General features: G+C 61.6%; 9 protein-coding genes. 3 read left to right on the top strand and 6 right to left on the bottom strand.

Translation table 11 applies throughout. From position 1 onward, the window contains the following. Nucleotides 1-161: 161 nt before the first annotated feature. The 6 genes from AAAX77_RS00225 to metK form a co-directional block, all read right to left on the bottom strand. Nucleotides 162-1,376: an ABC transporter permease gene (locus AAAX77_RS00225; protein WP_349104164.1), complete on the bottom strand. Its 1,215-nt coding sequence runs from the start codon at nucleotides 1,374-1,376 to the stop codon at nucleotides 162-164. Beyond that, the gene (locus AAAX77_RS00220) at nucleotides 1,373-2,146 is read right to left on the bottom strand and encodes an ABC transporter ATP-binding protein (protein WP_349104162.1); all 774 of its coding nucleotides are present in this window, start codon (nucleotides 2,144-2,146) and stop codon (nucleotides 1,373-1,375) included. The genes AAAX77_RS00225 and AAAX77_RS00220 overlap by 4 nt, the downstream gene beginning before the upstream one ends. After that, entirely contained in the window at nucleotides 2,146-3,582 is a 1,437-nt protein-coding gene (locus AAAX77_RS00215; RefSeq protein WP_349104160.1) for an efflux RND transporter periplasmic adaptor subunit, read from the bottom strand. Before AAAX77_RS00215 ends, AAAX77_RS00220 begins: the two co-directional genes overlap by 1 nt. 132 nt (nucleotides 3,583-3,714) lie before the next feature. Then, nucleotides 3,715-5,448 (bottom strand): L,D-transpeptidase, encoded by a 1,734-nt coding sequence (locus AAAX77_RS00210; RefSeq protein ID WP_349104159.1) that lies wholly within the window; start codon nucleotides 5,446-5,448, stop codon nucleotides 3,715-3,717. 149 nt (nucleotides 5,449-5,597) lie between these two features. Next, on the bottom strand, nucleotides 5,598-7,205 hold the full coding sequence (sdaAA, locus tag AAAX77_RS00205) for an L-serine ammonia-lyase, iron-sulfur-dependent, subunit alpha (protein WP_349104157.1): 1,608 nt from the start codon (nucleotides 7,203-7,205) through the stop codon (nucleotides 5,598-5,600). A gap of 344 nt (nucleotides 7,206-7,549) precedes the next feature. Then, nucleotides 7,550-8,830: a methionine adenosyltransferase gene (gene metK / locus AAAX77_RS00200; RefSeq protein WP_148345925.1), complete on the bottom strand. Its 1,281-nt coding sequence runs from the start codon at nucleotides 8,828-8,830 to the stop codon at nucleotides 7,550-7,552. Between the two features lie 353 nt (nucleotides 8,831-9,183). On the opposite strand from metK, the gene gltX reads away from it, so the two are divergent. The 3 genes from gltX to def all read left to right on the top strand — a co-directional run bounded on the left by gltX (nucleotide 9,184) and on the right by def (nucleotide 13,757). Then, nucleotides 9,184-10,659, top strand: a complete 1,476-nt coding sequence (gene gltX, locus AAAX77_RS00195) for a glutamate--tRNA ligase (RefSeq protein WP_349104155.1) — start codon at nucleotides 9,184-9,186, stop codon at nucleotides 10,657-10,659. 71 nt (nucleotides 10,660-10,730) lie between these two features. Beyond that, on the top strand, nucleotides 10,731-13,202 hold the full coding sequence (gene priA / locus AAAX77_RS00190; protein WP_349104154.1) for a primosomal protein N': 2,472 nt from the start codon (nucleotides 10,731-10,733) through the stop codon (nucleotides 13,200-13,202). Nucleotides 13,203-13,220: 18 nt separating this feature from the next. Next, the gene (gene def, locus AAAX77_RS00185) at nucleotides 13,221-13,757 is read left to right on the top strand and encodes a peptide deformylase (protein ID WP_349104152.1); all 537 of its coding nucleotides are present in this window, start codon (nucleotides 13,221-13,223) and stop codon (nucleotides 13,755-13,757) included. Nucleotides 13,758-13,995 lie beyond the last annotated feature (238 nt).

Raw genomic sequence — 13,995 nt, 5'->3', positions numbered from 1 at the left:
GCAAGCTCGACCCGTACAAGCCCGTCATCCGCCAATCGCTCGAGGACGACGCACGGAACTGGCGCAAGCAGCCCTTCAATAAGTTGCGGTGAAATAGCGTCTGTTTTTGCTGCTAAATAGCATATTCAGTCCCTAATTCACCGCAACTTGTTGGTGGTGGCTTACTGGTAGCGTAGGCATTCCACCGGGTCGAGCTTTGCTGCACGGCGAGCGGGGTAGAAGCCAAAGATTACGCCGATGCCGACCGATACGGCAAACGCGATCAACACTGTTGTAATGGAGAAGCTTGGCGTGATCGTCCCGGTAGCTCCAAACTCGCTCATGATGCCCGAGCTTGCGGCAAAGAACGTGAGTCCCCATGCCAGCAGATAGCCAATCAGGACACCCAACAGTCCGCCGGTGACGCACAGCGCCGAGGACTCGGCCAAAAACTGCGCGGTGATATCGCGACGACTTGCGCCCAGGGCACGGCGAATGCCGATCTCACGGATGCGCTCAGTCACGTTGGTGAGCATCATATTCATAATGCCGATACCGCCGACAAGCAGCGAGATGCTGGCGACAGCGCCCATGATGAGCGAGAACGCGCCCATAAAGGAGTTGAGTGCATCGATGGCGCTTTTCATGGAGGTCGCCGATACACTGTCGTACTCATCATCCTCCGCGATGCCCTTCATTGCGCGCACCTTGGACTCGATGGTCTTACAAAGCTCGTCCATGTCTGTGCTCTCGGCGGCAAGAGCCGTCACGCTGGGGAATGAAGGATTTTCGTCGCCAAACAGGCCTGAGATGGTTTCGCGCGGCATATACAGCGTGAGCGAGCCCATGGAGTCGTTGCCGCCATCAATCACACCTACAATCTGCACCTCGCCGTTGGACACCTTGATGGTTTTCCCCAGCGCATCCTGTTCGTTGCCGTAAAGCTGATCGGCGCCGCCGCGGCTGATGAGCGCCACGCGCGAGCCTGATTGGGACTCGGCCTGGGAATAGGTGCGCCCCGCAACGAGCTTGCTGGCCCCCACGGCGTCGAGCATGTCGCTATCGACACCCTGTGCCATGACGGTATAGCTTTTATCGCCGGTCTTGTACTCGGTATACGCGCTGTCGACAATGCCGATCTGCTCTATCTGCGGCACCAGTTTTTGAAGCTTCTCGATGTCCGACTCGGTGAGTTCTTGCGACGAATAGATCTGAACCATACGAGCTGCGTTGAGGCCTAGGCTGTTGACCAAGCTATTTTGGATGCCGCCGATGAGCGAAGTCATAGCAATAACCGAGGCGATGCCGATGACAATGCCCAGGATGGTGAGCAGGCTGCGCCCCTTGTTGGCTTCGAGCGAGTGAAGGGCTTCCTGGATGAGATCGCGGGCGCTCATGCCATCTCTCCCTTCGGCGGGTTGGCGGAGGCGGAAATCATGGGCAGGCTATCTACGGCGCTGCGCAGGGTCCGCGGTGTATGTGAAATATACGCGCCGTCGTGAATGCGACCGTCGCGGATGGTCACGGCACGGTCGGCCTCGGCGGCGATGCTGGGGTCGTGTGTGATAAGCACGATGGTTTTGCCGCGCTTCTGGAGCTTATGGAAGGTCTCCATCACAAGCGCTCCGGTAGCGGAGTCCAGGTTTCCTGTCGGCTCGTCAGCCAGAATGATGGGCGGGTCATTGACGAGGGCGCGCGCGATTGCGACGCGCTGCATCTGGCCGCCCGAGAGCTCGGATATGCGGTGGTCCCAGTGGTCGACCGGCAGCGTGACGGCCTGCAGCGCGTGCACGGCGCGCATTTCGCGCTGGCTACGGGGCACATTGGTGTAGGCCAGCGGCAGCATCACGTTTTCGATAACCGACAGGCGCGGCAGCAGGTTGAAACTCTGAAAGACAAAGCCAATGCTCAGGGCGCGAACTTCGGTGAGCTCGTCATCATCGAGCTCGGCCACGTTGAGCCCTTGCAGGTAGTAGTCACCTGCCGTTGGCTTATCCAGGCAGCCTAGGATGTTCATGAGCGTTGACTTGCCCGAGCCCGAAGGGCCGGTAATGGTGACGAACTCGCCGGGATCTACCGCCAGGCTCACGTTATGCAGGATGTGGGCGCAACCTGCCTCGCTCTCAAAGATGCGGTGCACGTTGCGGATGTCGATAACGGGTCGCATTACATGCCCTCGTCGTCAGACATGCTGCCCGAATCCGTGCTGTAGCCGCCGTCAGCCGTTGCGTCCGCTCCGGTGTCCATGACGAGGGTGTCGCCATCGCGCAGCTTGGTAACCGGCACGTTGGGGTTGATCTCGTTGCCCTGGTCGTCGCGCTTGACCTGTGTCTTGCCGACTACGGCTTCGTTGTCGTTTTGCGTCACGACGGTCACCTTCACGCGACGGGTTTGCTTGCCCTCGTCATCAGTCGCCACGTTGACGTAATAGTGTTCGCCGTCTTCGGTCATGAGCGCCATCGTCGGCACCATCACCACGTCGTCGAGCTGCTCGGTCACCACCGATACCTCGGCCGTCATGCCCGGCTTCAGGCGCGCGTCGGGCGCCTCGATGAGGATGTCGACGTTAAAGGTCACGCTGCCGCCGCCACCGTTGGCGGCGTCGGAGTTTGCCACCGACGCGATAGCCGTGACGGTGCCCTGGCTCACGATATCGGGAAACGCGGGATACGTGACGTTGGCGCTCTGCCCAACGGCGATCTTGGCGATGTCCTTTTCGCCCACCTGCACGGTCACCTTCATCTTAGATAGGTCGGCGATCTGCATGCACTGCTTGCCGCCGCTCGTATCGCTTTCGCCCATGATCATGCCGCCTGTAACCGTGGCGCCCACTTTGGCATTGAGCTCCACGATGCTACCCGAGCTCGGGGCCGTGACCGTGCGACTGGAGGCCTTGGCGTTCGCCTGGTCGAGGTTTGCCTGGGCTGATGCGAGGCTGCGCTGCGCGGCCGATACGGCGTTCGTGTCCGCTGATGCGGCGGAGACGCCAGCCGCTGCGGAAGCTCCCTCGACGTCCGTCGTTGGGGTGGCCTGCGCGGCAGCTGCGGCTTTCTGCGCGTTGGCGAGGTCTTCCTGAGCGGCTGCAACTGCACGTTGCGCCTCGGCAACGTTGCGATCGAGCTCGTCGTTTTTAATGGTCATAAGCACGTCGCCCTCGTTGACGGATTGGCCTGCCTGCACGTTGATAGAATCGACCGTGCCGTCGACAGAAGGGGAGACCACTGAGGACGAAATGGGTTTGAGCTGGCCTTTCGCCTCGACCGTTGTGGTAAACGTGCCCTCGGTCACCATGTCGGTCACCGGCCCGTTGTTGCCTGCGGGCCGTGCGTTGATGGCTAAGGTCACGACAACGGCGATGAGCACAATGGCGGCCACGACGCCGGCCGCAATGCCGCGTCGGATGAGCTTTTTGCGTCGACGTTCGGCACGTTTTACTTTGAGCTTGGCGTAGGCCTCTTCATCGGAAATCTCGGTTGCATCGTTCGCGCGTCCGTTCTGCTTATCGGCATGTACGTTTGTAATCAGAGGAATCGTTTCGGTGACATCTTCGGGCGTGTGCTCGGTATCATCCGGGCCCGGGGTGATCGTGGGGACATTCGGCATAGCGTCTCCTTTATAGAAAGTACCTCGATAAGTATATGCGCCCACCAGTTGGGGCGGGCGCATAGGATGGTTTCTTTCGGAACTGTTAGATTGGTCGCAGCAGCTCCATTTTGTAGGAATGTGCGCGTTGCACTACGAGTGGACAACCACGCACAGGCCGACTTTGATGCAGTCGTGAAGTGCCTTGGCGTCTGCCAGGCGCAGGTTGATGCAACCGTGGCTGCCGCACCACTTGTACGACTCGGCATTATCGAAGCTCTTGTCGTTTTGCCAGGTGGCGTCGTGGAAGCCGATCATTTTGCCCTCGAACGGCATCCAGTAGCTCACCGGGCTCTCGTATTTGGGCTTACCGGTCTCGGGGTCCTTGGCTCCGATCAGAGTGCTGCCGCCGTCGTTGCTGTTGATCTGCCACACGCCCTCGGGGGTGGCGTCTTCGCCCGGTTTGCCGGAAATAAAGTTGGCCTCCCAAACGATATTGCCGTTCTCGTCGTAGTAGCGCGCGTGCTGCTCGGACAGATCGACATCGATGTATGCCTTCCAGTCGGGCTCTCCCTTTGCGGTAAAGGTGTCGGCCTTCTGGGAGTACTTGATCTCGATTTCGCCGGTCTGTTTGTTGTTAATGGCGTCCTCGACCTGCTTGGCGAGCGAGCTACTGTCGATGGACCAACCAAAGTCACCGCCTTCGACGGCGCACTGCTTGCCATCGGCGCGCGTCCACCAGCGAGTGGAGCCCACGGTATTAAAGCCGTTGGCGAGCTCGGCTGCCCAGCTGCTGATCTGCGACGTATCGAGCGTGGGGTTGGCCGGATCGGCAAAGCTGATCCACTGCAATACGGAGCTGCCGTCGACCTTTCCGGCATCCTCGCCGTTGAGCTTAAGGGTCACGTTGACGCCCAGGAAGTTGTTGGCGGCATCGCATGCGGCCTGAATCTGATCATCTGTCAGCGTTCCATTGAGCGGCTCATAGGCATCGTTGCCGAGCTTCGAAAGATCTACGGTCTCGGCCAGCGAGGCAAGCTCGAGCTCGACATACTTAATGACATGCTCGCGGTTGAGTTTTTCGTTGGAGCGTGCCTTCTCGACGGTAAACTTGCCCGCTTGCTCGTCATAGGAGCTATTGGCCTCGAACGTGCCCGAACGCCCCTCGTTAAACTCGTCGATGGCGGCGCCCAGATCCTTCTCAAACTTCTTTTGGTCAAAGGTGTCGGAGAGCATGGACAGGTCGACGTCTTGATCAAGATCGACTTCGTTGGAGGTGGCGGTTGTTTTGGTCTTGCCGCTTAAGGATTCCACAAGGCGGACCGGCCATACAAAGGCTTCGTTGTGGCTGATGATTTCTTTTGCGGCAGCTTCGCCGTCGACGATGGGTTCATCGGACTCGGGCTGATAGGTCCAGCTAAAGTCATCGCCTGTCACGGCGAGCTTATAGTGCTTCCACGCGGAGTTGACCTTGGTGGCGGCAGACGTGGCGTTGGAGAACGAGACATCCACGCCGGCGATGGTGGTGTTGGGGTAGGCTAGCTGCGAAAACGCTACGACGCCTACGATATAGACAATGACGATAAGACCCAGGACGACAAAGAGCGTCGTCTTTTTGCCCGACTTTTTGTTCTCGGCGGGTTTGCGCGCGGGGCCGCGATCGCCTCGAGCGTGCGTGGGGGTCTGCTTGGGCGCATTGCCGTTTGCCTGGCGCTGCTGACGTTGTTGACGCTGCTGTCGCTGTTGGTTCGGGCGTTGGGAAGCGTTTGCCGCACCACGCTGCTGACCGTGGCTCGGCGCGATAGGACGCGGTGACTGAACGCCGCCGGTGTGCCTGCTCGGCTGCTGCGGATCGGGAATCAGTTGAGTTCGATCGTTTTGCGACATCGTATGCATATCCTTCGATTTTCGCCTTGCGGTTCATCGTGTTTTTACTGGGCTTGCATTATAGCGATTGCCCTGCTGTTTGTGGTACGGAAACGGTGGCATTCAAAAGAGGTGGGACATTTGTCCCACCTTTGAGTCGTTCTTTGCCGTTATCCACACACACCGCATTTTGCACAGGCCGAAAGTGCGGCCGGAGCCTGCGCGATGCCGCCCTTTGCCGTCTCGCGCAGCGTTGCCGGCAACGCGTGACCCACCGAGAGCATGACATGTGCCATCTGGTCAAACGGCACCAGGCTCTTAATGCCTGCGAGGGCGAGTTGTGCCGAGCTAAAGGCCGCTGCCACGCCGATGGCGTTGCGGTTTTGGCAGGGCACTTCCACGAGGCCACCGACGGGGTCACAAACGAGACCCAGCAGGTTACTTAGCGCGATGGAGCTGGCGTCGAGCGCCTGCTCGGGCGTGCCGCCGAGCATCTGCACCAGCGCGGCGGCTGCCATGGCGGCGGCGCTTCCGACTTCGGCCTGGCAGCCGCCCTCGGCGCCGGCAACGCAGGCGCTTGTGGTGAGGTTGAGGCCGATGGCGGCTGCGCAGTAGAGCGCGTCCATGACCTGTTCGTCGTCGAGCTGCAGGCGATCGGCGAGCGCCAGCACGCAGCCGGGCACAACACCCGCTGAGCCTGCCGTGGGGGCGGCGACGATCACGCCCATGGTGGCGGAGCGCTCGAGCACGGCCATGGCGCGGGCCACGGCGTCGGTCTGAACGGGGCCCATCAGGTTTGCACTCAAATCGTTGCGGCCGGTGGCTTCGACGAGCTTGGCCTCGCCGCCGATAAGCCCGCCGAGTGAGCGCAGCGGATTTGCGAGGGGGGCCGTGGTCTCCTCGCGCATGACGTCGAGCACGCGGCGCATGGCGGCGACGGCGTGGGCCTCGCCGGTCAGACGCGCCTCGCGAACGGCCATGACGGCGCCGATGCTGAGCCCCAGTTCCTCACACGCATCGAGCAGCTGCTCGCCGTCGTCGAAGATTTCCTTGGCCGAGACGCCGGGGGAGAGCGACGAGGCAGAACCGGGGAGCTCGATAAAGGTCGCGTAATCAACATTGTCGAGCTTGCGTAGCATCGGGACGACGGTGTCGTCGGGCGCGCCGTCGGTCTCAAAGACGGAGTAGGCCTGGCCGCCCACTTCGGTGCGGTAGGTGCGGCAGAATGCGATGTTCACGTGGGCGTAGGCGAGCAGGTTGGTGAGCGCGGCGAGTACACCGGGGACGTCCTTGTGCGCCACGAAGAGCGTGGAATACATGCCCGAGATGTCGACGCCGACGCCGTTAATGCGGCTGATGCGCATCTTGCCGCCGCCCAGGCTCTCGCCGCGGACCTGAGCCGTGGCGCCCGTGTCGTCGACCATGTCGATATCGACGGTATTGGGGTGGATGGAGGCGTCGTCGCCCTTGATGTCAAAGTGATATTCGAGGCCCTGCTCGCTTGCGAGGTCGAAGGCCTGCTTGATGTTCTCGTCATCGGTGTCGAGGCCCAGTATGCCCGCGACGAGCGCACGGTCTGTGCCGTGGCCGCGGTAGGTGTGGGCGAAGGAGTTCCACAGGCCAAAGGTGACTTTGGTGATGCGGCCTTCCAGCAGGCTGGCGGCAACTTGGGCGCAGCGTAGGGCGCCGGCGGTGTGCGATGAGCTGGGGCCGACCATGACGGGGCCCAAGATCTCGAATGCCGAGGTCGTAGCTAGTGTTTGCGGCTTGCCTGCCATGGGTGCTCCTGTTCTATCCCGTCGTCCCGAGGGACGGGGCATACTCTGTCCCGCCGTTCCGAGGGCTTTAGTATTTGGTCGCCTGCTCGGACAGTCCTGCTCGCACGGAGGCCACATTAAGTGGCCTCCGGCTCGTGCGGAACTCGCGACCGACCAAATACTAAAGCCCTCGGAACTTAGGATACATGGTTGGAGTCGCTCTGCTGCGAAATTTATCGGCCTGTGACCTATTCCATGTCCCAGGTCGGCTCATCTTCACCACCTTTAAATAAAAAAAGAAGTACCGGTTGGGGCCGGTACTTCTTTTGGCGCATCGATATGTGGCTGCAGCTTTTGCCGTTAGCTTACAGTCCGCAGGCTGCTTTGAGTTCTTCGACTCGGTCGGTCTTCTCCCAGGTGAAGTCGGCGTCTTCACGGCCGAAGTGGCCGTAGGCTGCCGTCTTTTCGTAGATGGGGCGACGCAGGTCTAGGTCTCGGATGATTGCACCCGGACGCAGGTCGAAGGTCTTCTCTACGGCCTCGACGATCTTGTCCTCGGCAACCTTGGCAGTACCGAAGGTGTCGACCATGATTGAGAGGGGCTTCGAAACGCCGATGGCGTAAGCAAGCTCGACTTCGCAGCGGTCGGCCAGACCGGCGGCGACCACGTTCTTGGCGACCCAGCGCGCGGCATACGCGGCGGAGCGGTCGACCTTGGTGCAGTCCTTGCCGCTAAAGGCACCGCCGCCGTGACGGCCGTAGCCACCGTAGGTGTCGACGATAATCTTGCGGCCGGTCAGACCCGTGTCGCCCATGGGGCCGCCCACGACAAAGCGACCGGTGGGGTTCACGTAGATGTCCGCGTTGTCCCACGGCATGTTCTCGGCAGCCATCACGGGGGTGATGACGTGCTCGATGAGGTCAGCCTTGATCTTACCCATGTCTTCGATCTCGGCGGCGTGCTGCGTGGAGATGACGATGGTCGTGACCTCGACGGGCTTGCCTTCCTCGTAGCGCACGGTGACCTGGGTCTTGCCGTCGGGACGCAGATAAGCGAGGGTACCGTCGTGACGCACGGCGGCCAGGCGCTCGGCTAGGCGGCTCGCCAAGTAGTGCGGCATGGGCATGAGGGTCTTGGTCTCGTTGGAGGCATAACCAAACATCATGCCCTGGTCGCCGGCACCGATCAGGTCGATCGGGTCGGTGGTAGCGCCGGTCTGGGTCTCGAAGGACTCGTCGACGCCCTGGGCGATATCGGGCGACTGCTCGTGGATGAGGCTCATAACGCCGCAGGTGTCGCAGTCAAAACCGAATTTGGCACGGTTGTAGCCAATGCGGCGGATAACGCCGCGGGCGATTTCCTGTACGTCGACGTAGGCCTGGGTGCGAATCTCGCCGGCGACGATGACGGTGCCGGTGGTCACGAGGGTCTCGCAGGCGCAGCGGACGTTTTCCACGTTGGCGGGCACGCCGTTGGGGGCGATGTAGCCCTGCTCCTGCAGCTCTATTTCTTTGGCGAGGATTGCGTCGAGGACGGCGTCGCTGATCTGGTCAGCGATCTTATCGGGATGACCTTCGGTCACCGACTCCGACGTAAAAACAAAGGACCCGTGTTGGGGCGGGATGGAACGAAGTTCTTCTGACATGATTGTCCTTTCAAAAACGTGTCCCGGCGACCGTTACCATTCCGCCAGGCTCTCTATGCAAGGGCACATCATAGCGCGTAAATCAAACATTCACACCCTTTCCGCACCTACTCATTGGGGACAGACTTAAATGACCATCCGTGTACTCATTGGGGACAGACTTAAATGACCATCCGTGTACTCATTGGGGACAGGCTTAAACGACCAGCCTTACCTAAGTGCCGACAGGTTGCCTAAAGAATGGTCATTTAAGTCTGTCCCCAATGAGTAGGTCGGTGCCCTTTGTGCGGAGGTTGCTTTGATGCTTTATACTGGTGCGGTTAGACATCCATCCTGCAATCGAGGAGATTTCCATGGCATCAGACGTTCGCGTCCGCTTTGCACCCTCACCGACGGGCAAGCTGCACATTGGCGGCGCCCGCACCGCTATCTATAACTGGGCTTTCGCCCGTGCTAACGGCGGCACGTTCATCCTGCGCATCGACGACACCGACCCCACCCGCTCTACCGACGAGAACACGCAGATCATCCTGCGCGCCATGCGTTGGCTGGGCCTGGACTGGGACGAGGGTCCCGAGGTTGGCGGCGACTTTGGCCCCTACGCCCAGACCGAGCGCCTGGACCTGTACAAGCAGGCCGCCCAGAAGCTTTGGGACGAGGGCAAGGCCTATCCCTGCTTCTGCACCAAGGAGCAGCTCGACGCCGACCGCAAGGCCGCGCAGGAGCGCAAGGACCCCTTCCAGGGCTATCAGCGCCGTTGCCGCGATCTTGATCCCGAGGAGGCCCGCCGCCGCATCGAGGCCGGCGAGTCCTACGTCCTGCGTATTAAAGTGCCCGAGGACCGCGGCGACGTCGTCATCCACGACGCCGTCCACGGCGAGGTGACCTTCGACGCCAAGGAGCTCGACGACTTTGTCATCTTCCGCTCCGACGGCACGCCCACGTACAACTTCGCGACCGTCGTCGATGACGCCATGATGAAGATTACCCATGTCATTCGTGGCGACGACCACCTGTCCAACACCCCGCGCCAGGTCATGGTCTACGAGGCCCTCGGTGCGCCCGTGCCCACGTTTGCCCATATCTCCATGATCCTGGGTGCCGACGGCAAGAAGCTCTCCAAGCGCCATGGCGCCACCTCGGTGGAGGAGTACCGCGATGCCGGCTACCTGCCCGACGCCTTCGTCAACTACCTGGCGCTGCTCGGCTGGTCGCTCGACGGCGAGACCACGATCATCCCGCGCGATGTCCTGGCCAGCAAGTTCTCGCTCGACCGCATTTCCAAGAACCCGGCGACCTTCGACCCCAAAAAGCTCGATTGGGTCAATGCCGAGTACATCAACGGCATGTCCGATGCTCAGTTTGCCGACGAGATCATGGTCCCCGAGCTGCACGAGGCGGGTCTCATCGAGGGTAATGTAGAGTACGGCGAGGATTGGATCGACGCGCTTGCCGCCATCGTCAAGCCGCGTACCAAGATGCCGGCTGACGCCGTGACCGTCGCCGCCCCCATCTTTGCTACGGCCGAGACGCTTGAGTATGACGAGAAGTCTGTCAACAAGGGTCTGGCCAAGGAGGGCATGGGTGCCATTCTGGATGCCGCCAAGACCGCGCTCGAGGGCGTGGACGAATGGACGGCCGCGAACATCGACGCCGCGCTTGAGCCGCTGCCCGAGCAGATGGACCTCAAGAAGCGCGTGGTGTTCCAGGCCGTACGCGTCGCCGTCTGCGGCAACATGGTGAGCCCTCCGCTGGGCGAGACCATGGCGCTCGTCGGCCGCGACGACTGCCTGGCGCGCATCGACCGCGCCCGCACGATGGCGCTGTAACAGTCGCGCAAACGCATGTATCCGAGCCCCGCTCACCACGAGTGGGGCTCTTGTTTCTAAAGACGTATGGGATGGGAGGCACAGAGACCATGGCCGAGCAACTGTCGCTGTTTGGTTCGCCCGAACCGGAGCAAGCTCCCATGAAGCATGCCCACACGGACGAGCAGGCCAAACCTGAGCCTGCGCCAGAGCCCATTGCCGCCTACGCGAGCGTGGTCCTGGACATTCCCACCCGTGCGCTGTCCGAGCCTTTTGCCTACGGCATTCCGCAGTCCCTTGCCAATGAGGCCCAGATCGGGTCCACGGTCCTAGTCCACTTTGGCAACCGTGCGGCCGCGGGCTATATCGTCGACATTGCATCTGAGTTGGGGGACCTGCAAGGCAACAACGCCCTCGACCCCTCTCGCATCAAGCCCATCGAGGCCATCCTCAGCAAACCGCTCTTTGGCGCCGAGGCCGCCCGCATTGCGCGCTGGATGAGCCGCGAATATGTCGCGACGCTTTCCGAATGCCTGCGCCTGTTCTTACCTCCGGGTGGCAGCCCGCAGGTCGTGAAGGGTGATGACGGGGCGTGGATGGTCGAACGTCCCGCCGTCAAGCCTATTCAAAACCGCTGGGTCATGCTCACTCCCGAGGGCTTCGACTATACGCCGCCCAAGACCGCCGTTCGTCAGCGCCAGCTCATCGAGGCGCTCCAGTGCGGGCCGGTCACGACGCGCGATCTCAACCTGCTCTACAACAGCATGTCGGCGACCATCAAGGCGCTCGAAAAACGCGGCGTCGTGGTGGTGGAGGAGCGCCGTGCCTGGCGTGGCTGCAGCGAACAGACTACGCTGTCCTCGGCAAGCGGCAAGGCGCCGGTCGCGCTCACGTACGGCCAGCAGCAGGCGCTTGCGCAGATTGAGCGTGCTCGCCTGGACGCACACGGCGACGTGGTCCTTGTCGACGGCGTCACCGGATCCGGTAAAACCGAGGTCTATCTCTCCGCTATTGAGCGCGTGCTGGCGGCCGGGCGCTCAGCGTGCGTGCTTGTGCCCGAGATCTCGCTGACGGCCCAAACCGTCGGTCGTTTTCGCTCGCGCTTTGGCGAGACGGTCGCCGTGTTCCATTCGCGCCTTTCGGCCGGCGAGCGCCTGGACCAATGGGACATGGTTGCCAGCGGTGCCGCGCGCGTGGTCGTGGGCGCCCGCTCGGCGCTCTTTTGCCCGCTCTGCGACTTGGGTCTCATCATCATTGACGAGGAGCACGAGACCAGCTACAAGCAGGGCTCCAGCCCGCGCTACCATGCGCGCGAGGTGGCGGCCGAGATGGCGCGTCGGTATCGCTGCCCGCTCGTGCTGGGCTCGGCTACGCCTTCTGCCGAGGCTCTCGACCGCTGCCGCCGCGGCACGTACAACGCTGCCACCTGGACGCGCGTCGAGATGCCCGAGCGCCCGGGACACGCCGTGCTTCCCACGGTCCGCATTGCCGACCTGCGCCGCGAGTTTTCGCATGGCAGCCGCTCCATGTTCTCAAAACCGCTGATGGAAGGTTTGGAACGCGTGGTCGAGCGCCGCGAGAAGGCTGTGCTGCTGCATAACCGCCGCGGTTTTGCGCCGTTTTTGATGTGCCGCGAGTGTGGCTGCGTCCCCACCTGCAACCACTGCTCCACCGCGCTCACGTATCACGAGCGCACGCATACACTGCAGTGCCACACTTGCGGTTCGTCCTGGCGCGTGCAGCCCTATCCCGCGCCCACGAGCCGCTGTCCCAAATGCGGCAGCCGCTACCTGGCAAAAATGGGTCTTGGCACGCAGCAGATCGAGGACGCGCTGCACCAGATGCTGCCCGACGACGTCGCCATCATTCGCATGGACGCCGATTCCACACGCGGCAAGGACGCACACAAAAAGCTGCTCGAACAGTTCGACGCCGCCGATTGCGCGGTGCTGCTGGGCACCCAGATGATTGCCAAGGGCCTCGATTTTCCCGAGGTCACGTTAGTGGGCGTGGTCAATGCCGACTTCGCGCTGAAGCTGCCCGATTTTAGAGCGGGGGAGCGCGCCTACGATTTGCTGGAGCAGGTCGCGGGCCGTGCCGGTCGCGGCGATCGCCCTGGCGAGGTTATTATCCAGACCTATCTGCCCGAGGACCCGGTCATTCGCGCCGTTGCCGAGCATGACCGTTCGATCTTTACCGACCACGACTTGGACCAGCGTCGCGACGCCCTGTATCCGCCCTTCGTGCGCCTGGTCAACATTTTGGTTTGGTCGACGAACGCGGATGATGCGCGGGACTACATCGGTCGCATCGCGAAGCTCCTCAAGCGTCGCTGGCATGCCGCCGCGCCCGACTTTTTGCGGGCGGGCAGCGCGGTGCCGCAGGTGCTGGGCCCGGCTTCATGTGTAATCGAGAGAGCCAAGGACCGTTACCGCTTCCATCTGCTTGTGAAGTCGCCGGTAGGGTACCATGTCTCTGATGATATTGACGCCTGCCTCAAAGAGGTGGGCTCCGTGCGCGGCGTGAGCGTGAGCGTTGACGTCGACGCCTATGATTTGATGTAACAACCCGAAAGGATGGCCATGGAAGCCAACGGAATCGTACTGTCGCCCGACCCTCGTCTGCGTCAGGAGTGTGCCGTTATCGAGGAGATCACCCCGGCGATCGAGGCGCTTGCCGAGAAGATGAAGAAGATCATGTTCGAGAACGGCGGCTGCGGCTTGGCTGCCCCGCAAATCGGCGAGCTCATCCAACTCGTTACCATCGACTGCGATTACAGCGACAAGAACGACTACGACCCGTACGTGCTCATCAACCCTGTCATTGTTGAGCAGAGCGACCACCTGGTTCCTTTTAGCGAAGGCTGCCTTTCCATTCCGGGCATTAGCTGCGAGATCGAGCGTCCCGATCACGTTGTCGTCGAGGCGTATGACCTGGACGCCAACCTGATTCGCTACGAGGCCACGGGCGACCTGTTCTGCGTGTGCCTGCAGCACGAGATCGATCACTTGCACGGCAACACCATGTTCGAGCGACTGAAGCCCATGCAGAGGCTCAAGGCCGTCAAGGAGTACCAGGACGCCCTGGCCCGCGGCGCTCGACCGGGCGAGACGGAGTAAGTCGTCCGTCCCCGGGACAGGGCCCGCATATATCATCCCGTGCTCAAACATTCTCGCTTTGCTGCGAAACTGCGCGCGGGACGATATATGCGGGCCCTGTCCCGGGGACTGCGTTGCCACTCTTCGGTTCGCCCGGGTGCCGTTGGGCCAGGGAGGGGCGTCTTCGCTGATAATTGCTTTGTTGGAAGAGCTGCTTTTATTGCGGCTCTTTCTTTGGTTTTGGGTATATTTGTTCTTG

This window comes from Collinsella sp. CLA-ER-H6 (assembly GCF_040092305.1).
Lineage (GTDB): Bacteria > Actinomycetota > Coriobacteriia > Coriobacteriales > Coriobacteriaceae > Collinsella.
The sequence above is the reverse complement of the archived record's forward strand: the minus strand, read 5'-3'. Positions and strand labels throughout refer to the sequence as shown.

Excerpts from the sequence above, each read along its gene's own strand:
- sdaAA (WP_349104157.1), bottom strand. The coding sequence starts at position 7,205 with ATGGCAGGCAAGCCGCAAACACTAGCTACGACCTCGGCATTCGAGATC.
- def (WP_349104152.1), top strand. The coding sequence starts at position 13,221 with ATGGAAGCCAACGGAATCGTACTGTCGCCCGACCCTCGTCTGCGTCAG.
- gltX (WP_349104155.1), top strand. The coding sequence starts at position 9,184 with ATGGCATCAGACGTTCGCGTCCGCTTTGCACCCTCACCGACGGGCAAG.
- AAAX77_RS00225 (WP_349104164.1), bottom strand. The coding sequence starts at position 1,376 with ATGAGCGCCCGCGATCTCATCCAGGAAGCCCTTCACTCGCTCGAAGCC.
- AAAX77_RS00215 (WP_349104160.1), bottom strand. The coding sequence starts at position 3,582 with ATGCCGAATGTCCCCACGATCACCCCGGGCCCGGATGATACCGAGCAC.
- AAAX77_RS00220 (WP_349104162.1), bottom strand. The coding sequence starts at position 2,146 with ATGCGACCCGTTATCGACATCCGCAACGTGCACCGCATCTTTGAGAGC.
- metK (WP_148345925.1), bottom strand. The coding sequence starts at position 8,830 with ATGTCAGAAGAACTTCGTTCCATCCCGCCCCAACACGGGTCCTTTGTT.
- priA (WP_349104154.1), top strand. The coding sequence starts at position 10,731 with ATGGGAGGCACAGAGACCATGGCCGAGCAACTGTCGCTGTTTGGTTCG.
- AAAX77_RS00210 (WP_349104159.1), bottom strand. The coding sequence starts at position 5,448 with ATGTCGCAAAACGATCGAACTCAACTGATTCCCGATCCGCAGCAGCCG.